This is a genomic window from Microbacterium californiense (assembly GCF_047246625.1).
Lineage (GTDB): Bacteria > Actinomycetota > Actinomycetes > Actinomycetales > Microbacteriaceae > Microbacterium.
Window position 1 is genome coordinate 430,329 of the sequence record NZ_JBFOKQ010000002.1, and the last position, 24,889, is coordinate 455,217.

Here is a 24,889-nt window from a genome sequence, read left to right on the forward strand (position 1 = left end):
CGGCATACGATGGAGGGCTATGTCCTCCCCCGTGATCTCCTATCCCCCGGAGCTGCCCGTCAGCGCCGCGCGGCACGAGATCGCCGACGCCATCCGCGACCATCAGGTGGTCATCGTCGCCGGGGCGACCGGTTCCGGGAAGACCACGCAGCTGCCCAAGATCGCGCTCGAGCTGGGGCGGGAGCGCATCGCGCACACGCAGCCTCGACGTCTCGCCGCCCGCACGATCGCCGAGCGCGTGGCGGAAGAGCTGCAGGTCGAGCTCGGCTCGCTCGTGGGCTACAAGGTGCGGTTCACCGACAAGGTCTCCGACGACACCCGCATCGCGCTCATGACCGACGGCATCCTGCTGAACGAGATCCACCGCGACCGGCTCCTCACCCGCTACGACACCATCATCATCGACGAGGCGCACGAGCGCTCCCTCAACGTCGACTTCCTGCTGGGCTACCTGGCGCGGATCCTGCCCCGCCGCCCGGACCTCAAGGTCATCATCACCTCGGCGACGATCGACCCGGAGAGCTTCGCGAAGCACTTCGCCGCCGCCGATGGCGCCGAGCGCGGCACCCCCGCGCCGATCATCGAGGTGTCCGGGCGCACGTACCCGGTGGAGATCCGCTACCGCCCCCTGGTGTCCGACGCCGGCAGCGACGAGGCCGCGGAGCCCGAGGACGAGGTCTCCGCGATCGTCGCCGCGCTCCGCGAGCTCGATCGCGAGGCGCCGGGCGACGTCCTCGTCTTCCTGCCGGGCGAGGCCGAGATCCGCGACGCGGCGGATGCCGTGCGCGGCGCCTACGCGAAGGACCGCTTCCCCACCGAGGTGCTGCCGCTCTTCGGCCGCCTCTCCGCCGCCGACCAGCATCGGGTGTTCGAGCGGAGCCGCGTGCCGGGCGTGCGGCGCCGCGTGATCCTCGCCACGAACGTCGCCGAGACGAGCCTCACCGTCCCCGGCATCCGCTACGTGATCGACACCGGCACGGCGCGCATCTCCCGCTACAGCAACCGCTCCAAGGTGCAGCGCCTGCCGATCGAGGCGATCTCCCAGGCGTCGGCCAACCAGCGTTCCGGTCGCGCCGGGCGCACCAGCGACGGCATCGCGATCCGCCTCTACTCCGAAGAGGACTACTCCCGCCGGCCTGAGTTCACCGAACCCGAGATCCTGCGCACCTCGCTCGCCGCCGTCATCCTGCAGATGCTGTCCCTGGGTTTCGGCGACATCTCCGGGTTCCCGTTCCTCACCCCGCCCGACTCGCGCGGCGTGAAGGCGGCCTTCGACCTGCTCACCGAGCTCGGCGCCGTCGAGCCCGGTCGCGGCGACGACGCGCCACGACTCACCCGCATCGGCCGCGACATCTCCCGCATGCCGATCGACCCGCGGTTCGCCCGCATGCTCATCGAGGCCGGACGCACCGCGGCCGGTTCGGCCCGGGTCACGCGCGACGTCCTGGCGATCGTGTCGGGCATGACGATCCAGGACGTCCGGGAGCGTCCCGAGGAGCGCCGCGAGGAGGCCGACCGGCTGCACGCGCGCTTCGTCGACCCGACGAGCGACTTCCTGACGCTGCTCAACCTCTGGAACCATCTGCGCGAGAAGCAGCGCGAGCTGGGCTCCAGCGCGTTCCGACGACTCTGCCGGTCCGAGCACCTCAACTACGTGCGCGTGCGCGAGTGGTTCGACGTGCACCGGCAGCTGCGCACACTGGTGCGGACGCCGGAGCGCGGATCGGACGACGGTGCGAGCGATCCCGACGCGATCCACCGAGCCCTGCTCGCGGGACTCCTCTCGCAGATCGGCATCCTCGACGAGCGCACTGCCCCGGCGGGACGCGGCTCGACCGCATCGGCGAACGCGCCGAAGGGCCGGCGCACGGCCGAGTACCGGGGAGCCCGCGGCATCCGCTTCTCGATCTTCCCCGGTTCCGGCCTGCGCAAGCGGAGCCCCCGGGCCGTGATCGCCGCCGAGATCGTCGAGACCTCGCGCACGTTCGCCCGCACGGTCGCCGAGATCGATCCCGCCTGGGCGGAATCGCTCGCCGGCGACCTCGCCAAGCGGCAGGTCACCGAGCCGCACTGGTCGAAGGATGCCGGCGCCGCGGTCGCCTACGAGAAGGTCACACTGTTCGGACTCGAGATCATCCCCCGGCGCCGCGTGCAGTTCGCCCGCATCGACCGCGCCGCCTCGCGCGAGCTGTTCCTGAGGCATGCGCTGGTCGAGGGCGAGTGGGATCCGTCGCGGCTCGACAAGCGCGTCAGCGCATTCTGGCGGAGCAACGGTGACCTGCGCCGACGGCTGGAGAAGCTCGAGGAGCGCGAGCGGCGCCGCGACATCCTGGCCGGCGACGAGGCGGTCTACCGCTTCTACGACGAGCGCATCCCCGCCGAGGTGTTCGACGTGCGCTCGTTCGAGAAGTGGTGGCGCGACGCGCTCGCCGCCACCCCGAAGCTCCTCGTGATGCGCGAGGCCGATCTGCTCGACGACGACGGGAGGGCCGCGCAGAGCGAGTTCCCGACCCGCTGGACGCAGGGAGACCAGGTTCTCGGCCTCGCGTACCGGTTCGAGCCCGGTGCGGATGACGACGGGGTGAGCGTGGTCATCCCGCTGGCGCTGCTCGCGCAGATCGACGACACCGGCTTCGACTGGCAGGTGCCGGGGCTGCGGGCCGAGCTCGTCACCGGCCTGCTGCGCGCGCTGCCGAAGGCGATCCGCCGCCATGTGGTGCCCGCCGCCGACTGGGCCGACAGATTCGGTGAAGCGCTCGCGGGGCAAGGCCCCGAGGACCACGACGGCCGCCCCGCGCGGACGCTCAAGGAGGCGCTCGCCCGCCTGATTCAACCCCTCGCGAACCAGCTGGTCTCGGCCGGGGACTTCGATGACGAGCGCGTGCCGGCCCACCTGCGCATGAACTTCCGCGCCGTCGACGAACGCGGGCGGATCGTCGGCTCGAGCCGCGACCTCGCCGCGCTGCAGAGCGGGCTCGCCGACCGCGCGCGCAGCAGCGTCGTGCGGTCGATCGCGCGACCGCCGCGGCCCGCCGGTCCCGCCGACGCCTCCGCATCCGTCGCCGCCGCCTCCGTGCGCGGCCCCATCGAGCAGAGCGGGCTGACGGCCTGGACATTCGGCGACCTGCCCGAGGTGCTCGACACCCGAGTCGCCGGCGGAGTGGTCCGGGGCTACCCCGCGATCGTCGACGAGGGCAAGAGCGTCGCGGTGCGTGTCGAGGCGTCGGCCGATGCCGCGGCGGCAGCCACCCGCGACGGCGTGCTCCGGCTCGTGCTCCTGACCGTGCCGTCGCCCTCGTCGTACGTGCAGCAGCACCTCACGAGCGCCGAGAAGCTGGCGCTCGCAACCTCCCCGTACTCCTCGGCCGCCGCCCTCATCGAAGACGCGCGCGCGGCCGTGGCGCGCAAGGTCATCGAGAGCCTGGTCCCCGGCGGCGTCGTGCGGACCGAGGGCGAGTTCACGCGCATCCGCGATGCGGTCTCCGCCACTCTCGTCGACGACCTGTTCGCCTGCGTCTCCCTGGTGGCGCGCATCCTCACCCGGTCCCGCGAGGTCGAGCGGGGCATCAAGGGCCAGAACTCGCTCGCGCTGCTCGGTCCGCTGAACGACATCCGCACGCAGCTCTCCGGCCTCCTGCACCCCGGCTTCATCTCGGCCGCCGGCGTCGACCGCCTCGCGCACTTCCCCCGCTACCTGGAGGGGATGCTGGACCGGCTCAAGACCCTCTCATCCGAGCCGGGCAAGGACCGCACGCGCATGAGCGAGTTCGAGCGCATGGCGAAGGCGTTCGAGGATGCCGGGGGCACGATCCCGCTCCCCCGCACGGCCCCGCCCGCCCTGATCGAGACGCGCTGGCTGCTCGAGGAGTACCGGGTGAGCGTCTTCGCCCAGCGGCTCGGCACGGCGCAGCCCGTATCTCCTCAGCGGATCATGAAGGCCCTCTCGGGCAAGTAGCACGCCCCGAGAATGGGAAGATCGCCAGTCCCTATTCTTCGTCTTCGGGAAAGCAGTCGCTGCTGACATTGAAACCGATCGGCCCACCCTCGACCGGGATGGAGAAGACCAAACCGCCCCCGCCCTCGGTCTGCGAGCCCACGGACGGAGTCGTCGATCGCGGGCCGAGAATGTAGGTGGTGAACCCGGCGTCCTCCAGAGCGTCCCGCACAGCCGCGTAAGAGGATTCGCGGTCGGCCGTCGGCGACCCCTTCCAGGACGTGTGCCACTGACTATGCGTCCTGGAACAGCCAAGAAGCCCCGGCTCGGCGTCCACTTCCCAATTCTCTCCGGTCGCGGATTTGATCGCTTCCATCGCCCTATACAGCTGCTTGCGGGCCTCATCACTCGTCATTTCAGGCTCTCCCCCTCCACATCCCGATAGCGCCAATGCAACGAGACCACCTATCGCGACCCACACCGACCACTTCCGCGCCCTCGCGCCGCCCTCATTCAATCTCGTCGCCCCTTCCCGCCATGATCAACGCCCCATCCCGAAGCGGATCAGCTCCACTGCTCCAATAGCCATCCGATCTCTCCGACTTGTCGATCGAGTGACCCGCAACACCTTCCGATGTGAAGACATTGCGGTCTCGTTCCGCCCAGAAATCTGCGTCATTGGGTCGACGTTGTCGAGGCCGGTCGCATCCGACTCCAGCTCCCCCATCTCCGCGACTCCCACCCAGCCTTCATCTTCCGTAGCTATCGACGTCGACGTCGTGGCGAACGAATCCGGATCTCGCCTCCGGATCCAACCCACGCTCACTCGTCGTCATGAGGAAAACAGTCGCTGCTCACGTTGAATCCGAGCGGACCACCCTCGACAGGCATGGAGAAAGCCAGACCAAACCCGTTCCCCGTCTGCGCGAAAACAACAGGCGTGCTGGAGTTGGGGCCGTTGACATAGGTGGTGAATCCCGCCGCCTCCAGTGCCTCACGCACAGCCTCATACGACTCATCACGGTCAGCAGTCGGCAACCCATTCCACGACGTGTGCCACTGGCTATGAATCCGGGAACAGCCAAGAAGGCCAGGCTCGGCGTCAACCCCCCAGTCGTCGCCCGTGGCGGACTTGATCGCTTCAACAGCCATGTCCAACTGCGCGCGCGCCTGATCGCTGTTCATTTCCTGCTCTCCCGCAGCGCACCCCGTCAAAGCGAACAACGATACGACCGCGCCGAATAGCACAAACCATCCCGCCGCAAAGATCCTCCTCATTCGATTTCGTCACCCCGCCCGGCCATGATTCGCGCCCCGTCAATAATGGGGTCGGATCCAGCACTCCAATAGCCATCCGATTTCTTCGATTTGTCGACCGAGTGACCCGCAACACCGTCCGACGTGAAGACATTGCGATCCCCGTAAGCCCAGAAATCTGCGTCATTGGGGTCGACGTTATCGAGGCCGGTCGCATCCGACTCCAGCTCCCCCATCTCTGCGACACCCACCCAACCTTCATCCTCCGTCGATATCGACTTGGCCATGTTTCCCGCCGTGATCAACGGCGATACATATTGATCGCCCGCCGACTTGGTCGAGTACACCTCATCGGAAGGAACCCCCGGCAGGTCATCCACCGTACGCACCGACTCCGCGATACCGGGCGACCCGTACATCACGAAATGATCGACCTTCGCACCCCCGAACTCATCCCCCGCCAGGGCATATGACGCCACCCGAGTCGCATACGAATGCGCATGGATCGTGGTCTCCGCCGGAGCATTGGAGAAATCCACACCGTTCATGAAACGACCGAGCGACAACGCACCCGCCTGCGCCAACGCTTCCTCGGCAACATAAGAAGATCCGTCCCACGGCAACTCTGTCGGAGACTCATAGCCCATCCACACCACGGTCGCGGTCGTGTTGGGGTTGCCGACGCGCTGTCTGGCGTCCTGCATGTTCACCGCATTGCCGGCGAGGCCGAAGATGGATTCGCTGACGCTGCTGTTCATACCGGGAATCATGACCCCCACGTCCTGAGCAGTGTCGAGGTCGCCGACCGAGATCGCCGCTCGCATGTCGCGTTCCCCACCGTTGGCGGGAAGCTCCAGAGCTATCAACTGCACGATCGTGCCGCCGGGCGATTGCTGGGCCGCCCGTTCCAGTGCCTTCTGCGTCTGCTCGGCTGCGTCGCGCTGTTCCTCCGTCGCGTTCGGGTCGGCGATCACCTGACGAAGGCTCTCGCGATTGAACTCGTCGCGATCTCTGGCCTGCAACCCATTCATGTTGCCGATCGCGAAGGGCGCGACCGAGAACAGTTGCGCGAGTGGCCCCGTCACCCACGGCTCCCCGCCACCATCTCCCGAGCCACGGGTCGATTCCGACACGAGCCCGACCCAGAGCCTCGCTGCGACCTCGGGGTCGATGAAGCTGATCGACGCGCTGAATTCGGGGTGCTCGTCGACCCAGTCCGCCGCCTTCGCAGCATCGACCATGCTCAACCAATTGAGGCGCGACACCGCGGCCTCCGACATCGTGTCCTCGAAGTTGCCGGTGAGGTCAGTGTCAGTTCGAGGACCGCCTGGGTACGCCTGGTCCGAGAAACCCCAGGACGTCTGCGACACCCGCACCTCTTGATCCCAAGCCCCCAACACCTGATCGCCGCCGCTGATGCCCTTCAACCTGCCGGCCAGCGAGTTCTCTTCCTCATCGACGTCCCGACGAAACCTCTCGATGTCGGCCTGCAACGCAGCGACAGCCTCGTTGGCGGCGTCTTGATCGTGCAACGCATCCATCCGGCGCGTCTGCGCTGCCGTTGTCGTGCTCGACTCCGAGTCTCGTTCGTACGTCGACCAATAGGCGCTGTTCGCGCTCGCCACGGCGCTGGCCGCGTCTGCCCACAACCGATTGACCTCGGCGATTCGAACCAAGAGTGCCTCGCGCCGAGTGACCAAGTCGGGCAAAGAGAACATTGCGGCGTCCATCAGCGCCCGACTCGCCGACGCAAGCGCCACGCCCCACTCCTGAACCGACCGCGCCGCGGGGTCGAGCATGTAAGACAGACCCTCAGTGCCGGACACCTCGAACACCTCGGACAGTCGCATCCAGTGCGTCTGGGAGGCGCTGATCGCCGCGTCCAACCTCGACGCCGCCGTAGAGAGCAACTCCGCCAACGATTCGGCGCTGTCCGGCGAGACGACGTGCACCACCGAGTCCTCCGAGATCGTCATCACCACGCTCCCACTATCGATCCGTATGCCTCGGGCGAGCCGATGCCCCACTCCTCTGCAGCGCGTCGGGCGGCATCGGAATCGGCCGCCATCTGGTCATCGCCCGCGACCACGGCTGCGGACGCCTCGCCCAGCGACGCCGCCGCCGATGCAGCGACGTGCATGACCTTGCCCGGTACCAGCGAACGCAGCTCGAGAAAGGCCGCCCAGGCGTCCGACAGTGTCCGACGTCCATCGACCGACAGCGCTGCGCCCGATTCAGCCGCCTCGACGATCTTCTCGTGCGCTGACTCGAAATCGGCGCCCGCCGAGTCCACACCCGCCAAGACGCCCAAGACGCCTGCGGTGTCCACGCTCCACTCATCCATGGATTCTCCTCACGCTCCACTCGACGGAGCATCCCGGATCACGACGGCCGAAGTCGTCGGCGGACATCGGCCGACAAGCATGCTCACACGAGTAGCCGAGATGCCTCGCCTTTCGACCGAGATCTCACCCTCAACTGCCCGAAAATTCACCCTGACGCCGGCGACACCTGGGCTGTCTCGGGTCGCCAGGACCTCGGATGATCGGCCCTTCCCTGGCGCTCGAATCGGTAGCCTGAACCCATGGCTCGCGCGATCGTCTACACCGAAATCGGCTCCCCCGACGTCCTGCATCTCATGGAGGTGCCCGATCCCATCGCCGCCGCCGGCGAGGTCGTGGTGCGCATCGAGGCGGCGGGAGTGAACCCGATCGACGCGAAACTCCGCAAGGGCGAGCGGCCTTCCCCGCCCATCACCGAGCCGCGGCCGGTGGGGTTCGACGGCGCCGGCGTGATCGAGTCGCTGGGCGACGGCGTCGAGGGGTTCGCTCTCGGCGACCGCGTCGCGATCCGCGACACCGTCGGCACCTACGCCTCCGCGCTGACCGTCCCGGTCGAGCACCTGGCCGCGCTGCCCGACGCGGTCACGGCCGCGGAGGGCGCCGCGATCGGCATCCCCGTCGGCACCGCCTATCAGGCGCTGCGCTCGCTGGGCGTGCAGGCGGGCGATGTGCTCCTCGTGCACGCCGGCTCGGGCGCCGTCGGGCAGGCCGCCGTGCAGTTCGCGCTCGCCTGGGGCGCGACGGTCATCGCGACGGCCAGCCCGGCCCGCCACGAGCAGCTCGCCGAGTTCGGGGCCATCCCCGTGGCGTACGGCGACGGTCTCCTCGAACGCGTGCGCGAGGCGGCTCCCTCGGACGTGACCGTCGTGCTCGACGCCGCGGGAACGGACGAGGCCATCGAGACCTCCCTCGCCCTGGTCGCCGACCGCGACCGGATCGCGACGCTGGTCCGCGGACCGGAGGCCGCCGACTTCGGCATCCGCGCCTTCTCCGGCGGCTCCCCCGTGCCGCTCACCGAGCAGGAGCTCGCCTGGCGCGCCGAAGCGCTGCCGAAGGCGATCGAGCTCCTCGCCAGCGGGGACTTCGTGATCGAGCTCGGCCCCGAGCTGCCGCTCGCCGAGGCGGCGCAGGCCCACGAGCTCGTGGAGTCCCGCTCGACCCCTGGCAAGATCGTGCTCGTGCCCTGACCCTCGCCGCGCCGCCGGGAGGCGGGGTGCACCCTCTACGCTGGGGACATGACTGGTCTTCGATGGGGAATCCTCGCGACCGGCGGCATCGCCGCCGCGTTCGCATCCGATCTGCGCACCGCGGGTCTCGACCTGGTGGCGGTGGGATCGCGCTCGCAAAAGTCCGCCGACGCCTTCGCCGCGCGCTTCGACATCCCGCACGCGCACCCGACGTACGAGGCGCTGGTCGCCGATCCGGACGTCGACATCATCTACGTCTCGACGCCGCATCCGATGCACCACGCCAACGCCCGGCTCGCCCTGGAGAACGGCAAGCACGTGCTGGTCGAGAAGGCGTTCACGGTGAACCAGGCCGAGGCCGCCGATCTGCAGCGACTCGCCGCAGAGCGCGGCCTGCTCGTCACCGAGGCGATGTGGACCCGCTACCTCCCGCACATGGTGCGCATCCGCGAGATCATCGCCGACGGCACCCTCGGCGAGATCCGCGCGGTGTCCGCCGACCACACGCAGCTGCTGCCGTCCGACCCGGCGCACCGCCTCAACGCGCTCGAGCTCGGCGGCGGTGCGCTGCTCGACCTCGGCATCTACCCGATCTCGTTCGTCTGGGACGTGCTCGGCGCTCCGACCAGCGTCCAGGCCGTCGCGCGTCTCGTCGAGACCGGGGCCGACGCCGAGGTCGCCACGATCATGACGCACGCGCGCGGCGCGGTCTCCACCACCCTGTCCTCGTCGCGGGCTGCCGGACCCAACGCCGCGGCCGTGATCGGCACCGAGGCCCGCATCGAGATCGACCGCGTCTGGTACTCGCCCACCGTGTTCCGGGTCGTCCGCCCGGACGGCACGGTCATCGAGGAGTTCGACGGCCGGCTCGACGAGAACTCGGGCGGCCGGGGCATGCAGTTCGAGGCGCTGGCCGCCGAACGGCTCGTGCGCGACGGCATCCTCGGGGGAGACCTGCTGCCGATCGCGGAGTCGGTCGCGATCATGGGCACCCTCGACGAGATCCGCCGCCAGATCGGGGTGCAGTACCCCGGCGAGCAGGGCTGATCATGGCCGAGACGACCGACGCGCGCGTCGCGGTCTACCTCGACTTCGACAACATCGTCATCTCCTGGTACGACCGTGTGCACGGGCGCAACGCCTACGGCAAGGATCGCCAGCGGATCATCGACAACCCGCACGACCCCGAGGTCGCCGAGCGCCTGTCGCGCGCCATGATCGAGGTGGGGGCGATCATCGACTACGCCGCCTCGTTCGGCACCCTGGTGCTCACGCGCGCCTACGCCGACTGGTCGTCGCCGGTGAACGCGGAGTACCGGTCGCAGCTCGTCGCCCGCGCGGTCGACCTGGTGCAGCTGTTCCCCGCGGCGGCGTACGCCAAGAACGGCGCCGACATCCGTCTGGCCGTGGATGCCGTGGAAGACATGTTCCGCCTTCCCGACCTCACCCACGTGGTCATCGTGGCCGGAGACAGCGACTACGTGCCGCTCGCCCAGCGCTGCAAGCGCCTCGGACGCTACGTCATCGGCGTCGGCGTCGCCGGGTCGACCGCCAAGTCGCTGGCCGCGGCGTGCGACGAGTTCGAGGCCTACGACTCGCTGCCGGGCGTCGAGCGTCCGGTGAAGGCCCCGCCCGCGCCCGTCGCGGCTGACACCGTCGCGGAACCGGCGGCCGAGACCGGCGGGAAGGGCAAGTCCGCGCCGCGCACGCGCAAGGCGAAGGCGGCCAGCGCACCCGCCGCCGAGCCGCAGACCGATCCGCAGCACGAGGCCACCCGGCTGCTCGCGCGCGCCCTGCGTCTGGGGCAGGACAAGGCCGATGCCGACGAGTGGCTGCACAGCTCGGCCGTCAAGACGCACATGCGACGCATGGACCCGTCGTTCAGCGAGAAGGCGCTCGGGTACCGCTCCTTCTCCGACTTCCTCAAGTCGCGCGACGACATCGCCGAGCTCGAGGAGACGGGGCACGAGCGCCTGATCCGCCTGCGCGAGGCGTAGGCGCGCAGCGGGTCAGCGGCGGGCGCGGATGTCGCTCAGGGCGGGCTCGATCGCCGGGAAGCGGAACACGTAGCCCGCGCGTTCGAGCACGGCCGGCGCGATCCAGCGGCTCTTGAGCACGAGCTCCGGTTCGGTGCGCAGGACCCACATGGCCGGTTCGAGCATGAAGCGCCAGGCGGGAAGGCCGAACGGCATCCCCACCACACGGCGCAGCGCCTTCATCAGGCCCCGGTTGGTGACGACCCCGGGGGCAGCCAGATTCACCGGTCCCTCGATCGCGTCGTCGTCGCGGATGGTCCGCACGGCGCCGATGAAGTCGTCGATGTGTATCCAGCTGAAGCGCTGATACCCGCGCGAGCGGCGGCCCAGCGGCTGCTCGGGCTCGGTGGGCTCGGGGCCGATGCCGCGGTAGCGCCGGTGCGGGAACCACCATCCGTCGAACTGCGGCCCGCCCACGCCGAAGCGCGCCAGCCGGAACAGCAGCGCGGTCGCATCGCCGTCTCCCAGGACGATCGTGATGCGCAGCGCCACCCTGCGCGTGCGCGGGAGCTCGCCGCGGAACAGCTCCGCCTCCCAGGTGCGGGCGACGTCGGGTGAGAACCCGGTGTCGAACTCGGTGTCCGACTCGGTCTGCGCGCGATCGAGGGCGTAGCGGTAGATCGTCGCGCTGCTCGCGTTCATCCAGACGGCGGGAGGATGCTCCGCCTGCGCGACCGCGTCGTGCAGGACGCGCGTGGTGTCGACCCGCGACTGCAGGATCTCGTCACGGTTGCGGTCCGTGAAGCGGCAGTTGATGCTGCGCCCGGCGAGCCCGATGAGCAGCTCCGCGCCGTCCACGAGGCGCCGCACCGCCGCCGGGTCGTCCCAGCGGGCGTCCGGGCCCTCGCGTCCGATGACGGCGACCTCGTATCCGTCCGCCTCCAGGGCCTCCCGCAGCGCCGTGCCGAGGAACCCCGACCCGCCGCCGATCACCGCACGTCTGCTCATGGTCAGCTTCTCCGCTCGTCCTGGTCGCCCTGCGGGCCCTGCTCGTCGCGGGGTCCGTGCTCGTGCTTGCGCTTCTCGATCTCCTCGCGCAGGCGCCACTCCTCGATCTCTCGATCGAGATCCGCGATCTGCTGCTCAGTGGTGCGGACGTCCGCGGGCGGTGCCGCGGGCGCCGGTGCGGGCGCGGTCCGTTGCGGGCGTCGCAGGCGCGGCACCGCGATCCCGGAGTCGCCGTACTCCCGCCCGATCCCGAACCACAGCAGGCTGCCGACGAGGGGCAGGAGGATCACCACGGCGATCCACGCGATCCGGGGTAGGAACCGCACCTGGGAGTCCTCGCGCCGGACGATGTCGACGACCGCGCCGACCATCAGCGCGACGATGAGAAGCCACAACAGCATGTGTTCAGAGTAGATCAGCCGGCGGCGCCGGGGATCAGGGCAGGAGGTGCCCCGCGGCGCGGTACAGCTCGTACCACTCGGGGCGGGTGAGCTCGACGTCTGCTCCGGCCGCGGCATCCGTCACGCGCTGCGGAGTCGTCGTGCCCAGCACGACCTGCATGTGCGCGGGATGGCGGGTGATCCACGCGGTGGCGATGGCGATGGGCGTCACCCGGTGCGCCGCCGCCAGCCGGTCGATCACGGCGTTCAGCTCGGCGTACTCGGGGTTGCCGAGGAAGACGCCCGTGAAGAACCCGCTCTGGAACGGGGACCAGGCCTGGATCGTGATGCCGTGGAGACGGCAGTACTCCACGATCCCCCCGCCGTCGCGCACGATGCTCTGGTCTGCGCCCTCCATGTTGGCCGCCATCGGCTGCGCGATGATCGGTGCGTGAGTGATCGACAGCTGCAGCTGGTTCGCGACCAGCGGCTGTCGGACGGCGGTGCGCAGGAGGTCGATCTGACGCGGCGTGTGGTTGGAGACGCCGAACGCGCGGACCTTGCCGCTGGCCTCGAGCTCGTCGAAGGCGCGGGCCACGTCCTCGGGCTCGACGAGGGCGTCCGGCCGGTGCAGCAGGAGCACGTCGAGCCGGTCGGTGCGCAGGGCGCGCAGGGAGCCTTCGACCTGCCGCACGATGTGCTCGTAGGAGAAGTCGAACATGCCCTCCGCGGGCACGATGCCGCACTTCGTCTGGAGGACGATCTCGTCGCGCTCGGCATCGCTGAGCTGCAGGGCATCGGCGAAGCGGGACTCGCAGTGGTGCATCTGCCCGCCGTAGATGTCGGCGTGGTCGAAGAAGTCGATGCCGGCGGCACGCGCGGCGTCGTACAGATCGCGGATCTGCTTCTCGTCCTTGTCGTTGATGCGCATCATGCCGGCGATGACGGCGGGGGCGGTGGTGGATCCGAACGGCACGCTCTTCATTGCGCCACGATATCGCGCCTCAGAGACACCGAGGCGCCGCGCGGGTGGAGAATCGCCGGCCGGGGCGGCGGTCAGCGCCCCGGCCCGGCCACCTCCCCGGTGGATCTGAGCGGCGGGAGCAAGGACGCAGGCGACACCTCGAGCGCCTCGGCGATGCGCGCGATCTCGGTGACGGTGAAATCGGCCTTGCCCTGCATCTTGCGCCGTAGGGTGGAGAGCGGGATCTCCGACCGACGCGCGAGCCAGCGCTTCGAGCGTTTCTCACCCTGCAGTGCATCGGCAACCGCCTCTGCCACCAGGTGTCGCTCAAATGCCGTCACACGTAGACAGTAGCGGCACATGCGACGACGTGCAAGGTGGATCCGTGTGGGCATGACGGCATACTGCTTCCGTTCTCCTGCTATCGTGACACGCGTGAAGTCATCTGCGGAGCTGTACAACGCGGCCGTCGGCCGTCAACTGCGTGCGGAGATCGCCGCAGCCGGGAGCAGCATCGCCGCGATGGCCCGCGACGCCGGCATCGCCCGGAGCGCGCTCGACAACTATGTCACCGGCAAGCGGGCCATCCCCGTGCCGGTCGTCTACACGGTGTGCGCCATCGTGAACGTGCCGCCCCATCTCGTCCTCGCCCGCGCCGAGGAGCGCCTCAGCGCCGACACCGCCGGCGCCGCCGGCACCCTGACCGCCCTGCGCCGCCCGAATGTCACAGCCCTCGGCGATGATGTCCGGGAAGTCGCCTTCGAATCGCGCCTCCCGCACGACGGCGACACCGACGACCTCTACCAGTAAGGAAGCCATGGACCAGCTCCTCCGCCTCGTGGAGGAACACGGGCTGCGGCTGGTCGAGCGAGCAGGAGACACCCGCGGCGGCTACGACCCCGCGCGCCGCACCATCCGTCTCGCGCCCGGAATGAGCGCCCGCACCACGCGCAGCGTCCTGGCCCACGAACTGGGTCACGCCGTGCTCGACCACTCCCCCTCGACGCATCCGCTCACACGCCGCCGGCAGGAGCGGCAAGCCGACGCCTGGGCGGCTCGACAGCTCATCACCCCGCAGGCCTACGCCGCCGCCGAGGCGATCCGCGGTCCGCACCGGCCGAGCCTCGCATTCGAACTCGATGTGACCGTCGAACTCGTCACCGCGTATCAGGCCCTGCTTCGTCCGGCTGGTTGAATGGTCCGATGACGTTCCGCCTCCCTCCCGCGCCGCTGACCCTGACCGGCCGACTGGTCGAGCTCCGCCCGCTGGAGCGCTCGCACCACGACGCCCTGGTCGAGGCCGTCGAGGAGGACGATCTCTGGCAGACCGCCTGGTACACGTCCGTGCCGTCGCCCGAGGGCATGGCCGCCGAGATCGACCGTCGTCTCGCGCTCGGCGAGAAGGGCGAAATGGTGCCCTTCGTCGCCGTCGACGCCCGCGAGCGGATGCTGGGGATGACGACGTACTACGACCTCGTCGCCGACGTGCCCCGACTGCACATCGGGTACACATGGAATCGGCCCTCGGCGCACGGCACCGGAACCAACGTCGAGTCGAAGTTGCTGCTCTTGCGCCACGCCTTCGACACGCTCGGCGTCTTCCGCGTGGGGCTCACCACGCAGTGGGTGAACTTCCGCTCGCGGGCGGCGATCGAACGCCTGGGGGCGAAGCAGGACGGCGTGATGCGCGCCATGTCGCGCTACCGCAACGGCGCGCTGCGCGACAGCGTCGAGTACTCGATCATCGAACCCGAGTGGCCCGCGGTGCGCGCCACCCTGGAGGCGCGGCTCGCGACGCGGTGAGTCGCGAGCCCCGGGATCACTCGGTGGCCTTGTTGGTCCAGTTGTCGCGGCGACGGGTGGCGGAGTCGCGCTGACGCATCACGAAGGCCAGCGCCAGCGACGACAGCAGGATGCCGGCGATGAAGACGAGCCCCTGGAACTCCTCGAGCGACTGCGCGAGCCCCATGACGTAGATGCCCCCGAGGAAGAGGATCAGGAAGAAGATGAAGCTGATGATCACGGGGGTCTCCTGTCGTTGCGGCCACGGACCAGCCTACCGTCCGCTCCCTCCGTCCTAGCGCAGACCCTCGTGAGGCGAAAGCCCCTGTGCCTCGCGAACCCGGCGTGATTGCCTGGGGTCATGGATGCACAGCTCACCGCCCTCGCCATCACCTGCACGCTCAAGCCGTCGCCGGAGGAATCGAGCACCGATCTGCTCGCGACCCAGCTGCTCGACGCCTTCGCCGAGCACGGCGTCACCGGCGAGACCATCCGAGCCGTCGACCACGCGATCAGCCCCGGCGTGCTGACCGACATGGGCGAGGGCGACGAGTGGCCGCAGCTGCGCGAGAAGGTCCTCGCCGCCGACATCCTGGTCTTCGTGACGCCCACCTGGCTGGGTCAGCATTCGAGTGTCGCGCAGCGCGTGCTCGAGCGGCTCGACGCCGAGCTCGGCGAGACGGATGACCAGGGCCGCCCCATCCTCTTCGACAAGGTGGCGATCGCGGGCGTGCTCGGCAACGAGGACGGCGCCCACCACATCGCCGCGATCCTGTTCCAAGCGCTCAACGACGTCGGGTTCACGATCCCCGCGCAGGCATCCGTCTACTGGAACGGCGAGGCCATGCAGGGCGTCGACTACAAGGATCTCGACGAGACCCCGGAGAAGACGGCACAGACCATCACCACCGCCACCCGCAACGCCGTGCACCTGGCACGCGCACTGAAGATCAGCCAGTATCCCGCCGGCTGATCCTGCGGGATACTGGTCGTCTGACGTCCCGAAAGGATCGACGATGGCCTCTGGAGAGTCCCTGGGCGCGGGCGACGGACGATCGACCGCGCTCTCCGAGTCGGAATGCTGGACCCTGCTCGCGATCCCGGGTCTGGCCCGGCTCGCCTTCCTGCAGGCGGACGGGATGCCGGACATCCGCCCGGTGAACCATCTGGCGTACGACCGATCCCTCTACCTCCGCACGGCGCCCGATGCGAAGCTCCTCGCGCTGGCGGACGCGCCCGACGTCGCTCTGGAAATCGACGGGGAGGACGGCACCGGCTATTGGAGCGTGATCGTCCGCGGGACGGCCGCGCAGGTGACGAGCGAAGCCGAACTGCAGCGCGCCGCGGTGGCCGCGCTCGAGTCGTGGACGCCCGGCCTGAAGCAGTTCGTGGTGCGGATCAGCCCGCGGACCGTGACGGGCCGCCGCTTCCTCAAGATGCCCCCGCGCACGCCTCCGGTCTACGCGGTGCCGCTCACCGATGCCGCGCAGGCCGACCACGAGACGCACCGGGGCGATCGACCCCAGCCGATCCCGCACTTCAGCCCGCCGGAGGACTGACGCGCCCCTTCATGCACGAGACCCCCGGCCGCGCCTCTCGGTACGGTCGGGGGGCTTCGTGGACGGGGTCAGAAGTCCCAGTCGTCGTCTTCGGTGGCCTCGGCCTTGCCGATGACGTAGGAGGATCCCGACCCGGAGAAGAAGTCGTGGTTCTCGTCGGCGTTCGGCGAGAGCGCGGACAGGATCGCCGGGTTCACATTGGTGACCGAAGACGGGAACATAGCCTCGTAGCCGAGGTTCATGAGCGCCTTGTTGGCGTTGTAGTGCAGGAACTTCTTGACGTCCTCGGTCAGGCCGACGCCGTCGTAGAGGTCCTGCGTGTACTGCACCTCGTTGTCGTACAGCTCGTACAGCAGGTTGAACGTGTAGTCCTTGAGCTCGTCGCGACGCGCTTGGGTCTCGTTCTCGAGCCCCTTCTGGAACTTGTAGCCGATGTAGTACCCGTGCACGGCCTCGTCGCGGATGATGAGGCGGATGAGGTCGGCCGTGTTCGTCAGCTTGGCCTTGGACGACCAGTAGATCGGCAGGTAGAAGCCCGAGTAGAACAGGAAGGACTCCAGCAGGGTCGAGGCGACCTTGCGCTTGAGCGGGTCGTCGCCCTGGTAGTAGTCCATGATGATCTGAGCCTTCTTCTGAAGGTTCGGGTTCTCGGTCGACCAGCGGAACGCCTCGTCGATCTCCTTCGTAGACGCGAGCGTCGAGAAGATCGACGAGTAGCTCTTCGCGTGCACCGACTCCATGAATGCGATGTTCGTGTAGACGGCCTCCTCGTGCGGAGTGATGGCGTCGGGGATCAGCGACACCGCACCCACGGTGCCCTGGATCGTGTCGAGCAGCGTGAGGCCGGTGAACACCCGCATCGTCAGCAGCTGCTCATCGGGCGTCAGCGTGTTCCACGACTGGACGTCGTTCGACAGCGGCACCTTCTCGGGCAGCCAGAAGTTGTTCACGAGACGGTTCCAGACCTCGAGGTCCTTCTCGTCCTGGATGCGGTTCCAGTTGATCGCCTGCACGTGGTCGACCAGCTTGAGTCGTTCGGGGGTCATGATTCTTCGTTTCTCGGGTTCAGGGTCGGCTCAGAGCATGCAGGAGACGCACTCGGTCATGTCGGTGCCCTCGAGCGCCAGCTGACGCAGACGGATGTAGTAGATCGTCTTGATGCCCTTGCGCCATGCGTAGATCTGCGCCTTGTTGATGTCACGGGTCGTGGCGGTGTCCTTGAAGAACAGCGTCAGCGACAGACCCTGGTCGACATGCTGCGTCGCCGCGGCATACGTGTCGATGACCTTCTCGTAGCCGATCTCGTACGCGTCCTGGTAGTACTCCAGGTTGTCGTTCGTCATGAACGCCGCCGGGTAGTAGACGCGACCGAGCTTGCCTTCCTTGCGGATCTCGATCTTCGACGCGATCGGGTGGATCGACGACGTCGAGTTGTTGATGTACGAGATCGATCCGGTCGGCGGGACGGCCTGGAGGTTCTGGTTGTAGATGCCGTGCTCCTGGATCGACGCCTTCAGCGCCGCCCAGTCCTCCTGCGTCGGGATGTGCTTGCCGGCGAAGAGCTCCTTCACCTTCTCGGTCTCGGGCACCCAGGGGCGGTCGATGTACTTGTCGAAGAACTCGCCCGAGGCGTACGTCGAGTCCTCGAAGCCGTCGAACGTCTGCTTGCGCTCGATCGCGATGCGGTTCGAGGCGCGGAGCGCGTGGTACAGCACGGTGTAGAAGTAGATGTTCGTGAAGTCGACACCCTCCTCCGAGCCGTAGAAGACGCGCTCGCGGGCGAGGTAGCCGTGCAGGTTCATCTGTCCGAGGCCGATCGCGTGCGACCGGTCGTTGCCGTCCTCGATCGAGCGCACCGAGCCGATGTGGCTCTGGTCGCTGACCGCGGTGAGGGCGCGGATCGCCGTCTCGACCGTCTGGCCGAGGTCGGCGGCATCCATCGACAAAGCGATGTTCATCGAGCCGAGGTTGCAGGAGATGTCCTTGCCGATCTCCTTGTACGACAGGTCGTCGTTGTAGGTCGTCGGGGTGTTCACCTGCAGGATCTCGCTGCAGAGGTTCGACATGTTGATGCGGCCCTTGATCGGGTTGGCCTTGTTCACCGTGTCTTCGAACATCACGTACGGGTAGCCCGACTCGAACTGGATCTCGGCGACGGTCTGGAAGAACTCGCGCGCGTTGATCTTCGTCTTCTTGATGCGGGCGTCGTCGACCATCTCGCGGTACTTCTCGGTGACCGAGATGTCGCCGAACGGTACGCCGTACACCTTCTCGACGTCGTACGGCGAGAACAGGTACATGTCCTCGTCGTTCTTCGCCAGCTCGAAGGTGATGTCCGGCACAACGACGCCGAGCGACAGCGTCTTGATGCGGATCTTCTCGTCGGCGTTCTCGCGCTTGGTGTCGAGGAACCGCATGATGTCGGGGTGGTGGGCGTTGAGGTAGACCGCACCCGCGCCCTGACGTGCGCCGAGCTGGTTGGCGTAGCTGAAGCTGTCTTCGAGGAGCTTCATGACGGGGATGATGCCCGAGGACTGGTTCTCGATCTGCTTGATCGGGGCGCCCGACTCGCGGATGTTCGACAGCAGCAGCGCCACGCCGCCTCCGCGCTTGGAGAGCTGGAGGGCGGAGTTGATGCCGCGGGCGATCGACTCCATGTTGTCTTCGATGCGCAGGAGGAAGCAGCTGACGAGCTCGCCGCGCTGGGCCTTGCCCGCGTTGAGGAAGGTGGGGGTCGCCGGCTGGAAGCGGCCGGAGATGATCTCCTCGACCAGGTTGACGGCGAGCGCCTGGTCGCCGTCGGCGAGGGCGAGGGCGGTCATGACGACGCGGTCCTCGAAGCGCTCGAGGTAGCGCTTGCCGTCGAAGGTCTTGAGCGTGTAGCTCGTGTAGTACTTGAAGGCGCCGAGGAAGGTCTCGAAGCGGAACTTCTTCGAGTAGGCCAGGTCGTTCAGCTTCTGCACGAATTCGAACGGGTACTTCTCGATGACGGCGCCCTCGTAGTACTCCTTCTCGACGAGGTAGTCGAGACGCTCCTTCAGCGAGTGGAAGAACACCGTGTTCTGGTTCACGTGCTGCAGGAAGTACTCCCGGGCGGCCCGCTTGTCGGCGTCGAACTGGATCTTCCCGTTCGCGTCGTAGAGATTCAGCATCGCGTTGAGAGCGTGGTAGTCGAGCCCCTCGTAGGCGGGGTTCATCTTGAATGCCACTGTCTCGGTCACTGCAGCTTCCACCGTCGTTCCAATCCGTCGCTCACGCGATCCACGTCGTCCTGTGTGCCGAAGATCTCGAGCCGATACAAGTGAGGCACGTGGCACTTGCGGCTGATGATGTCGCCGGCGAGGCAGAACGCCTCGCCGAAGTTGGTGTTGCCCGCGGAGATGACCCCGCGGATGTGGCGCCGGTTTCGCTCGTCGTTGAGGAACCGGATCACCTGCTTGGGCACGGCGCCCCGTTCGACACCGCGCCCTTCACCCCCTCCGTAGGTGGGGGTGACGAGGACGAAGGGCTCGTCGATGACGAGATCCCCGTCCTGCCGATGGAGCGGGATGCGTCGGGCCGGGAGGCCGAGCTTCTCGATGAAACGCGCGGTGTTGCCCGACACGCTCGAGAAGTAGACGAGGAGAGGCGCGCGGCCCGTGTCGGCGGAGTCGATCGCGACGCCGCCGATGCCGACAGCGTCGGTCGCGATGTGCTTCACGGTCGACCCCGCTTCCCCGAGGGTCGCGCGTCAGGCGAGACGCGAGGCGAGTTCGTCGATCTTGTCGGGACGGAAGCCCGACCAGTGGTCCTCGTCGGTGACGACGACCGGCGCCTGCATGTAGCCCAGCGCCTTGACCTGCTCCAGCGCCGTCGGGTCTTCCGACAGGTCGTGGATCTCGTACTCGATGCCCTTGGCATCCAGCGCGCGATAGGTGGCGTTGCACTGGACGCACGAAGGCTTTGTGTAGACCGTGATCGACATCTCGTTCCCCTCAGAATCGTTGTGTGGCCGGCAGGACCCCCGCCGGGAGTTCAATACTACATATAGGGACGGACACTCGGAGCAACCACAAGGGGTAGTAGTTACATCCGTGTAGTTTTCCACCGCTCTCCCCATGTACAACACAGGTTCTCCACCGTTTCTTCCACAGGCGGAGCCCTCGCATACGAGGTCTTCTCCCGCGGGAAATCGCGGCTTCGAACCTCCGGCTGGAGATCCATCCACAGGAGCCACGCTAGGCCGGGCCTCCGACATTCGGATTCCTGTGGAAAGCGCCCCTCGGCGTGTCGTCGGCGTGTCGTGTCGAGCTCGCCCTCCGCCCGGTCCCGCGACGTCGCCGGCGGCCGGTACCGTGGTGTGGTGGCGGGATACCGGGACCTTCTTCGCACGCCGGGAGTGGCGCGCATGATCGCAGCGCAGCTGACGGCGCGCTTCCCCAACGGCATGGCCTCGCTGGCCATCCTCCTGCACGTCGAGCAGCAGACCGGCTCGTACGGCGCCGCCGGCCTGGTGCTCGCGGCCACCAGCGTCGGACAGGCCGTCGCCGGCCCCGTCACCAGCCGGTGGATGGGTGCCTGGGGTATGCGGCGGGTGCTGACGCTGACGCTCTCGGTCTGCGTCGTCGCCATGCTGTGCCTGGCCCTGCTTCCCCTGAGCCTTCCCGGCTACATGGTGCTCGGCATGATCGCGGGCCTCTCGACACCGCCCGTCCAGGCCGCGGTCCGCACCATCTACCCCAAGCTCGTCAACTCGTCGCAGCTCACGCCGCTGTTCTCCCTCGACGCGTCGCTGCAGGAGATCATCTGGATCCTCGCCCCGGTCGTCATCACCCTCGTCTCGACGCAGGTCGGCACCACCGAGGGGCTCCTCCTCGTGGCGATCATCCTCGTGGCGGGCGGCGCATGGTTCATCCTCTCCCCCGAGGTCGGCCGGGTGCGCATCCCCCGCAGCCGCAGCGCGCTCGGCAAGGTCGTGCTCAAGCCGCCGGTGCTGATGGCGACCGCGATCGGCTTCCTCCTCATCGGCGCCTGCTCCGCGGTGGAGGTCGGCGTGGTCGCCACGTTCGAGCACGGCAGCCTGGCCGCGGGCCTCGTGCTGGCGGTGTTCTCGGTCGGCAGCCTCGCGGGCGGCCTGGCGTTCGGCCACATCCCGATCGGCCCGTGGGCCATGGCGCGGAGGCTCCTGATCGTCACGGTCGGCCTCGTGCTGACGATGTTCTCCCTCAACGTGTTCTGGCTCGGCGGCACGCTCGTGCTCGCCGGCATCGGCATCGCCCCCGCGCTCGCGGTGCTGTTCGCGATCACGACCGCGAGCGTCAAGTTCAGCGAGACCGCCGAGGCCTTCGGCTGGGCCGGCACCGGGCAGCTGATCGGCGCCGCCGCCGGCTCCGCGGTGGCCGGGTTTCTCGTCGACGTCTCCGACGCCCGAGGCGCCTACCTCGCGGCGGCGCTGTTCGCCGCCGTCGGCCTGGTGGTGTCGATCGTGTTCGTCCGCGCGCTCCCCGACCTGCGTCATCGCGACGCGAGCCCCTATCCCGACACCGAACCCCTGGCGGTAACCCCCTCATGAGCATCCCGCAGTCCCCGGCATCCTCCGCTCCCGCGATCGTGTGCGTGGGCGAGTCTATGGTCCTCATCACGCCCACCGACGGCGGGCTCGCGAGCGCGTCCGAGGCCGCGCTGACCCCGGCCGGAGCGGAGGGCAACGTGGCGGTGGGTCTCGCCGCGTTCGGGCACCGGGCCGTCTGGGCCTCGCGGCTCGGCGACGACCCGCTCGCCGCCCGCATCACCTCCGAGCTCGCAGGCCGCGGCGTGGAGCTGTGGGTGGAGCACGACGCGGACGCGCCGACCGGCATCATGTTCAAGGATCCGGGCGTGGAGTCCTCGTCGGTCTACTACTACCGCCGGGGCTCGGCGGCGTCGCGCATGGAGGCCGGCTTCCTCTCCCCCGAGCGGCTCGCCGGCGTGCGCATCGTGCACACCACCGGGATCACGCCGGCGCTCTCCCAGTCGTGCCTCGACATGGTCGACCGGCTGTTCGCGGACGCGCGCACGGCCGGGGCGACGGTGTCGTTCGACGTGAACGACCGGCGGGCGCTGTGGTCGCAGGAGGAGGCGGCGACGACGCTCGCGCGGCTCGCCGATGCGGCCGACATCGCGTTCGTCGGGCGCGACGAGGCCGAGCGCCTCTGGGGCACGGCGACGGCCGACGAGGTCCGGGCCCACCTGCCGAACTGCGCCCTCCTCGTCGTGAAGGACGGCGACGTCGGGGCGACCGCGTTCCGGGGCGACGAGGCGCCGGTCTTCGTGCCAGCACCTCGCGTGGAGGTCGTCGAACCGGTCGGAGCGGGCGACGCCTTCGCGTCGGGCTTCCTCGCCGCGACACTCGACGGCGCCGAACTGTCGGACAGCCTGTCCGCCGGTCACGCGGCCGCGGCCCGGGTGCTCATGACCCGGGGCGATCTGCCTCCGCTCGACTGAGCCGCGGCCTCGCGGTCCGTTCTAGGCTGAGGGCATGCCGGCTCCCCTCGACCTGCCCCGCCTCGGCTGGGGCGACCCCTCCTCTGCTCGACGCGCCCTGCTCGTGCACGGCCTCGGCTCCTCCGCGGCGCTGATGTGGCGCCTGGGCGACGCCCTCGCGGCGCACGGATGGCACGCGACGGCGGTCGATCTGCGCGGACACGGCGATGCACCCCGCGCGCTCGACTACTCCGTCGCCGCCTACGGCGCCGACCTCGGCGCGACCCGTCCGGCGGGCGGCGGTGCCTGGGATGCCGTCATCGGCCACTCGCTCGGAGCGGCGGCGAGCGCCGTGGCCGCGGCATCCGTCCCCGGGTGGACGCGGCGGCTGGTGCTGCTCGACCCCGCGCTCTTCGTCGGCGCGCACGACGCGCAGGTGGTGCGCCGCAGCCAGGAGCGCGCCTTCGCCGACAACCGGCTCGAGCGGATCCGCGAGGAGCATCCGCACTGGCATCCGCAGGACTGGGAGCTGAAGGCGGATGCCGTGCACCGCGCGAGCGCCTGGGCCGTCGAGCAGACCAGCGTTCAAAACGACCCGTGGGACGTGCGGTCCGACGTCGCGCGGCTGACCGTCCCGACGCACGTGATCGCCTCGGATCCGCAGGTCTACAGCATCTTCACCGGCGAGACCGCCGAGCAGGTGCTGGCATCGAACCCGCTCGTGACGATGTCGGTCGTGGCGGATGCCGGGCACTCGCTCCACCGGGACCAGCCCGAGGCGTCGGTGCGCGAGCTGATGGAGGCCCTCACATGAACGCCCCCGCCTTCGACCCGGCCGATCACCTCCCCGACGACCTCCTCGAGCGCATCCGCGAGCGAGCGCCGATCCACGACCGGGACAACACGTTCCCGCAGGACGATCTCGACGAGCTCCGCGCCGCCGGATACCTCTCGATCCTCGTGCCGGCCGAGCGCGGCGGCGGGGGCCTGGGTCTGGCCGAGGCCGCCGTGCTGCAGCAGCGCCTCGCGGCGGCCGCTCCCGCGACGGCGTTGGCGATCAACATGCACCTCGTGTGGACGGGTGTCGCGAAGACCTTCTCCGACCGCGGGGTGCCCGGTCTGGAGTTCGTGCAGGACGGTGCCGTCGCCGGCGAGGTCTTCGCCTTCGGCATCAGCGAGGCGGGCAACGACCTGGTGCTGTTCGGCAGCGGGACGGATGCCGCGCCGCAGGCCGACGGCGGCTATGCGTTCACCGGCACGAAGATCTTCACCTCGTTGGCGCCGGTGTGGACGCGCCTCGGCCTGCACGGCCTGGACACGACCAGCTCCGATGCGCCGAAGCTCGTGTTCGCCTTCGTCGAGCGCACGGACGCGGTCGAGACGGGCGACGACTGGGACACCCTCGGCATGCGGGCGACGCAGAGCCGCACCACGCGTCTGAACGGCGCGGTCGCCGCGCCCGAGCACGTGGTGCGCCGGATCGATCCCGGCCCCAGCCCCGACCCGATCGTGTTCGGCATCTTCAGCGTCTTCGAGATCCTGCTCGCGTCGGTGTACACCGGGATCGCCCGTCGCGCGCTCGAGCTCGCGGTCCAGACGGCGCATCGCCGCCGCTCGAAGAGCACGGGGGCCGCGTACAGCCAGGACCCCGACATCCGCTGGCGCATCGCCGACATGGCGCTGGCATACGACGCCCTCCCTCCCCAGATCGCCGCGCTCGCCCGCGACGTCGACGAGCGGGTCGATCACGGCCCGCGATGGTTCACCCTGCTCTCGGGGCTCAAGCACCGGGCGATCACCACCGCCAAGCAGGTCGTGGACGAGGCGATGCTCGTCGCGGGAGGCGGCTCGTACTTCTCGAGCAACGAGCTCTCGCGCCTGTACCGCGACGTGCTCGCGGGCGCGTTCCATCCGTCCGATCCGGAATCCGCGCACGCCACCGCGGCGTCAGCCTGGCTGGGGCCGCGCGAAAACTGAGATCACCCGCCGATTCCGCAGGCATCGCGCACTCAAACTGCGGAATCGGTTGAAGTGCTGCGACCGAAGTGCGAAGATCGCA

26 protein-coding genes are annotated in these 24,889 nt (G+C 68.8%); 13 read left to right on the forward strand and 13 right to left on the reverse strand.

Annotated features, from left to right (window positions below; genetic code table 11):
- Window positions 1-19 precede the first annotated feature (19 nt).
- The gene (hrpA, locus tag AB3M82_RS13360; protein ID WP_412958436.1) at window positions 20-3,955 is read left to right on the forward strand and encodes an ATP-dependent RNA helicase HrpA; all 3,936 of its coding nucleotides are present in this window, start codon (window positions 20-22) and stop codon (window positions 3,953-3,955) included.
- A 31-nt stretch (window positions 3,956-3,986) separates the two neighbouring features.
- On the opposite strand, the gene AB3M82_RS13365 is transcribed toward hrpA, so the two are convergent.
- The 4 genes from AB3M82_RS13365 to AB3M82_RS13380 form a co-directional block, all read right to left on the reverse strand.
- Window positions 3,987-4,349: a hypothetical protein gene (locus tag AB3M82_RS13365; protein ID WP_412958438.1), complete on the reverse strand. Its 363-nt coding sequence runs from the start codon at window positions 4,347-4,349 to the stop codon at window positions 3,987-3,989.
- A 407-nt stretch (window positions 4,350-4,756) separates the two neighbouring features.
- On the reverse strand, window positions 4,757-5,119 hold the full coding sequence (locus tag AB3M82_RS13370) for a hypothetical protein (protein WP_412958439.1): 363 nt from the start codon (window positions 5,117-5,119) through the stop codon (window positions 4,757-4,759).
- A gap of 89 nt (window positions 5,120-5,208) precedes the next feature.
- Window positions 5,209-7,167, reverse strand: coding sequence for an alpha/beta hydrolase (locus tag AB3M82_RS13375; protein WP_412958602.1), 1,959 nt, complete (start codon window positions 7,165-7,167; stop codon window positions 5,209-5,211).
- Window positions 7,167-7,535 (reverse strand): DUF6507 family protein, encoded by a 369-nt coding sequence (locus AB3M82_RS13380; RefSeq protein WP_412958440.1) that lies wholly within the window; start codon window positions 7,533-7,535, stop codon window positions 7,167-7,169. The genes AB3M82_RS13375 and AB3M82_RS13380 overlap by 1 nt, the downstream gene beginning before the upstream one ends.
- Window positions 7,536-7,775: 240 nt before the next feature.
- Between AB3M82_RS13380 and AB3M82_RS13385 the strand changes: the two genes are divergently transcribed.
- From AB3M82_RS13385 to AB3M82_RS13395, 3 genes are read left to right on the forward strand one after another with little or no spacing between them, the layout of a single operon-like run.
- Window positions 7,776-8,720: a quinone oxidoreductase family protein gene (locus AB3M82_RS13385; RefSeq protein WP_412958441.1), complete on the forward strand. Its 945-nt coding sequence runs from the start codon at window positions 7,776-7,778 to the stop codon at window positions 8,718-8,720.
- Window positions 8,721-8,768: 48 nt separating this feature from the next.
- On the forward strand, window positions 8,769-9,767 hold the full coding sequence (locus AB3M82_RS13390) for a Gfo/Idh/MocA family protein (protein WP_412958442.1): 999 nt from the start codon (window positions 8,769-8,771) through the stop codon (window positions 9,765-9,767).
- A gap of 2 nt (window positions 9,768-9,769) precedes the next feature.
- Window positions 9,770-10,717 carry an NYN domain-containing protein gene (locus tag AB3M82_RS13395; RefSeq protein ID WP_412958443.1) on the forward strand — a complete coding sequence of 316 codons (948 nt, stop codon included), beginning with the start codon at window positions 9,770-9,772 and terminating at the stop codon, window positions 10,715-10,717.
- A 12-nt stretch (window positions 10,718-10,729) separates the two neighbouring features.
- Here the strand turns inward: AB3M82_RS13395 and AB3M82_RS13400 are convergent, their stop codons facing one another.
- From AB3M82_RS13400 to AB3M82_RS13415, 4 genes are all read right to left on the reverse strand, one after another.
- The gene (locus AB3M82_RS13400; protein WP_412958444.1) at window positions 10,730-11,704 is read right to left on the reverse strand and encodes an epimerase; all 975 of its coding nucleotides are present in this window, start codon (window positions 11,702-11,704) and stop codon (window positions 10,730-10,732) included.
- A 2-nt stretch (window positions 11,705-11,706) separates the two neighbouring features.
- Entirely contained in the window at window positions 11,707-12,105 is a 399-nt protein-coding gene (locus tag AB3M82_RS13405) for a PLD nuclease N-terminal domain-containing protein (protein WP_412958445.1), read from the reverse strand.
- A gap of 34 nt (window positions 12,106-12,139) precedes the next feature.
- Window positions 12,140-13,069: an aldo/keto reductase gene (locus AB3M82_RS13410; RefSeq protein ID WP_412958446.1), complete on the reverse strand. Its 930-nt coding sequence runs from the start codon at window positions 13,067-13,069 to the stop codon at window positions 12,140-12,142.
- A 71-nt stretch (window positions 13,070-13,140) separates the two neighbouring features.
- Window positions 13,141-13,389: a helix-turn-helix domain-containing protein gene (locus tag AB3M82_RS13415; RefSeq protein WP_412958447.1), complete on the reverse strand. Its 249-nt coding sequence runs from the start codon at window positions 13,387-13,389 to the stop codon at window positions 13,141-13,143.
- A 94-nt stretch (window positions 13,390-13,483) separates the two neighbouring features.
- Here AB3M82_RS13415 and AB3M82_RS13420 point away from each other — a divergent pair, with 94 nt between their 5' ends.
- The 3 genes from AB3M82_RS13420 to AB3M82_RS13430 are packed head-to-tail and all read left to right on the forward strand — an operon-like array spanning window position 13,484 to window position 14,851.
- Window positions 13,484-13,858: a helix-turn-helix domain-containing protein gene (locus AB3M82_RS13420; RefSeq protein WP_412958448.1), complete on the forward strand. Its 375-nt coding sequence runs from the start codon at window positions 13,484-13,486 to the stop codon at window positions 13,856-13,858.
- Window positions 13,859-13,865: 7 nt separating this feature from the next.
- A complete protein-coding gene (locus AB3M82_RS13425) occupies window positions 13,866-14,243 on the forward strand; it encodes an ImmA/IrrE family metallo-endopeptidase (protein ID WP_489672255.1) in 378 nt (125 codons plus the stop codon).
- 8 nt (window positions 14,244-14,251) lie between these two features.
- On the forward strand, window positions 14,252-14,851 hold the full coding sequence (locus AB3M82_RS13430) for a GNAT family N-acetyltransferase (protein WP_412958449.1): 600 nt from the start codon (window positions 14,252-14,254) through the stop codon (window positions 14,849-14,851).
- A gap of 16 nt (window positions 14,852-14,867) precedes the next feature.
- Here the strand turns inward: AB3M82_RS13430 and AB3M82_RS13435 are convergent, their stop codons facing one another.
- Window positions 14,868-15,071, reverse strand: a complete 204-nt coding sequence (locus tag AB3M82_RS13435; RefSeq protein WP_412958450.1) for a hypothetical protein — start codon at window positions 15,069-15,071, stop codon at window positions 14,868-14,870.
- Between the two features lie 120 nt (window positions 15,072-15,191).
- Here AB3M82_RS13435 and AB3M82_RS13440 point away from each other — a divergent pair, with 120 nt between their 5' ends.
- The gene (locus tag AB3M82_RS13440; protein ID WP_412958451.1) at window positions 15,192-15,803 is read left to right on the forward strand and encodes a flavodoxin family protein; all 612 of its coding nucleotides are present in this window, start codon (window positions 15,192-15,194) and stop codon (window positions 15,801-15,803) included.
- A 43-nt stretch (window positions 15,804-15,846) separates the two neighbouring features.
- Window positions 15,847-16,389, forward strand: a complete 543-nt coding sequence (locus AB3M82_RS13445; RefSeq protein WP_412958452.1) for a pyridoxamine 5'-phosphate oxidase family protein — start codon at window positions 15,847-15,849, stop codon at window positions 16,387-16,389.
- A gap of 68 nt (window positions 16,390-16,457) precedes the next feature.
- On the opposite strand, the gene nrdF is transcribed toward AB3M82_RS13445, so the two are convergent.
- The 4 genes from nrdF to nrdH all read right to left on the reverse strand — a co-directional run bounded on the left by nrdF (window position 16,458) and on the right by nrdH (window position 20,353).
- On the reverse strand, window positions 16,458-17,435 hold the full coding sequence (gene nrdF, locus AB3M82_RS13450; protein ID WP_412958453.1) for a class 1b ribonucleoside-diphosphate reductase subunit beta: 978 nt from the start codon (window positions 17,433-17,435) through the stop codon (window positions 16,458-16,460).
- 30 nt (window positions 17,436-17,465) lie between these two features.
- Window positions 17,466-19,586 carry a class 1b ribonucleoside-diphosphate reductase subunit alpha gene (gene nrdE, locus AB3M82_RS13455; RefSeq protein WP_412958604.1) on the reverse strand — a complete coding sequence of 707 codons (2,121 nt, stop codon included), beginning with the start codon at window positions 19,584-19,586 and terminating at the stop codon, window positions 17,466-17,468.
- Between the two features lie 20 nt (window positions 19,587-19,606).
- Window positions 19,607-20,044 carry a class Ib ribonucleoside-diphosphate reductase assembly flavoprotein NrdI gene (gene nrdI, locus AB3M82_RS13460; RefSeq protein WP_412958605.1) on the reverse strand — a complete coding sequence of 146 codons (438 nt, stop codon included), beginning with the start codon at window positions 20,042-20,044 and terminating at the stop codon, window positions 19,607-19,609.
- A 75-nt stretch (window positions 20,045-20,119) separates the two neighbouring features.
- Window positions 20,120-20,353, reverse strand: coding sequence for a glutaredoxin-like protein NrdH (nrdH, locus tag AB3M82_RS13465; RefSeq protein WP_017202656.1), 234 nt, complete (start codon window positions 20,351-20,353; stop codon window positions 20,120-20,122).
- A 378-nt stretch (window positions 20,354-20,731) separates the two neighbouring features.
- On the opposite strand from nrdH, the gene AB3M82_RS13470 reads away from it, so the two are divergent.
- The 4 genes from AB3M82_RS13470 to AB3M82_RS13485 are packed head-to-tail and all read left to right on the forward strand — an operon-like array spanning window position 20,732 to window position 24,807.
- Entirely contained in the window at window positions 20,732-21,940 is a 1,209-nt protein-coding gene (locus tag AB3M82_RS13470) for an MFS transporter (protein WP_412958454.1), read from the forward strand.
- A complete protein-coding gene (locus AB3M82_RS13475; RefSeq protein ID WP_412958456.1) occupies window positions 21,937-22,851 on the forward strand; it encodes a sugar kinase in 915 nt (304 codons plus the stop codon). The genes AB3M82_RS13470 and AB3M82_RS13475 overlap by 4 nt, the downstream gene beginning before the upstream one ends.
- Window positions 22,852-22,885: 34 nt before the next feature.
- Window positions 22,886-23,644, forward strand: a complete 759-nt coding sequence (locus tag AB3M82_RS13480; RefSeq protein ID WP_412958458.1) for an alpha/beta fold hydrolase — start codon at window positions 22,886-22,888, stop codon at window positions 23,642-23,644.
- Entirely contained in the window at window positions 23,641-24,807 is a 1,167-nt protein-coding gene (locus tag AB3M82_RS13485) for an acyl-CoA dehydrogenase family protein (protein WP_412958459.1), read from the forward strand. The genes AB3M82_RS13480 and AB3M82_RS13485 overlap by 4 nt, the downstream gene beginning before the upstream one ends.
- Window positions 24,808-24,889: the final 82 nt, after the last annotated feature.

Bases quoted from the DNA above. Each gene is read 5' to 3' on its own strand.
- AB3M82_RS13430 (WP_412958449.1), top strand. From the start codon at position 14,252: ATGACGTTCCGCCTCCCTCCCGCGCCGCTGACCCTGACCGGCCGACTG.
- AB3M82_RS13440 (WP_412958451.1), top strand. From the start codon at position 15,192: ATGGATGCACAGCTCACCGCCCTCGCCATCACCTGCACGCTCAAGCCG.
- AB3M82_RS13445 (WP_412958452.1), top strand. From the start codon at position 15,847: ATGGCCTCTGGAGAGTCCCTGGGCGCGGGCGACGGACGATCGACCGCG.
- AB3M82_RS13395 (WP_412958443.1), top strand. From the start codon at position 9,770: ATGGCCGAGACGACCGACGCGCGCGTCGCGGTCTACCTCGACTTCGAC.
- AB3M82_RS13375 (WP_412958602.1), bottom strand. From the start codon at position 7,167: ATGACGATCTCGGAGGACTCGGTGGTGCACGTCGTCTCGCCGGACAGC.
- AB3M82_RS13405 (WP_412958445.1), bottom strand. From the start codon at position 12,105: ATGCTGTTGTGGCTTCTCATCGTCGCGCTGATGGTCGGCGCGGTCGTC.
- AB3M82_RS13485 (WP_412958459.1), top strand. From the start codon at position 23,641: ATGAACGCCCCCGCCTTCGACCCGGCCGATCACCTCCCCGACGACCTC.
- AB3M82_RS13385 (WP_412958441.1), top strand. From the start codon at position 7,776: ATGGCTCGCGCGATCGTCTACACCGAAATCGGCTCCCCCGACGTCCTG.
- nrdH (WP_017202656.1), bottom strand. From the start codon at position 20,353: ATGTCGATCACGGTCTACACAAAGCCTTCGTGCGTCCAGTGCAACGCC.
- AB3M82_RS13480 (WP_412958458.1), top strand. From the start codon at position 22,886: ATGCCGGCTCCCCTCGACCTGCCCCGCCTCGGCTGGGGCGACCCCTCC.
- AB3M82_RS13425 (WP_489672255.1), top strand. From the start codon at position 13,866: ATGGACCAGCTCCTCCGCCTCGTGGAGGAACACGGGCTGCGGCTGGTC.
- AB3M82_RS13380 (WP_412958440.1), bottom strand. From the start codon at position 7,535: ATGGATGAGTGGAGCGTGGACACCGCAGGCGTCTTGGGCGTCTTGGCG.
- AB3M82_RS13365 (WP_412958438.1), bottom strand. From the start codon at position 4,349: ATGACGAGTGATGAGGCCCGCAAGCAGCTGTATAGGGCGATGGAAGCG.
- AB3M82_RS13370 (WP_412958439.1), bottom strand. From the start codon at position 5,119: ATGAACAGCGATCAGGCGCGCGCGCAGTTGGACATGGCTGTTGAAGCG.
- AB3M82_RS13475 (WP_412958456.1), top strand. From the start codon at position 21,937: ATGAGCATCCCGCAGTCCCCGGCATCCTCCGCTCCCGCGATCGTGTGC.
- AB3M82_RS13390 (WP_412958442.1), top strand. From the start codon at position 8,769: ATGACTGGTCTTCGATGGGGAATCCTCGCGACCGGCGGCATCGCCGCC.
- AB3M82_RS13410 (WP_412958446.1), bottom strand. From the start codon at position 13,069: ATGAAGAGCGTGCCGTTCGGATCCACCACCGCCCCCGCCGTCATCGCC.
- AB3M82_RS13400 (WP_412958444.1), bottom strand. From the start codon at position 11,704: ATGAGCAGACGTGCGGTGATCGGCGGCGGGTCGGGGTTCCTCGGCACG.
- nrdE (WP_412958604.1), bottom strand. From the start codon at position 19,586: ATGAACCCCGCCTACGAGGGGCTCGACTACCACGCTCTCAACGCGATG.
- hrpA (WP_412958436.1), top strand. From the start codon at position 20: ATGTCCTCCCCCGTGATCTCCTATCCCCCGGAGCTGCCCGTCAGCGCC.
- nrdF (WP_412958453.1), bottom strand. From the start codon at position 17,435: ATGACCCCCGAACGACTCAAGCTGGTCGACCACGTGCAGGCGATCAAC.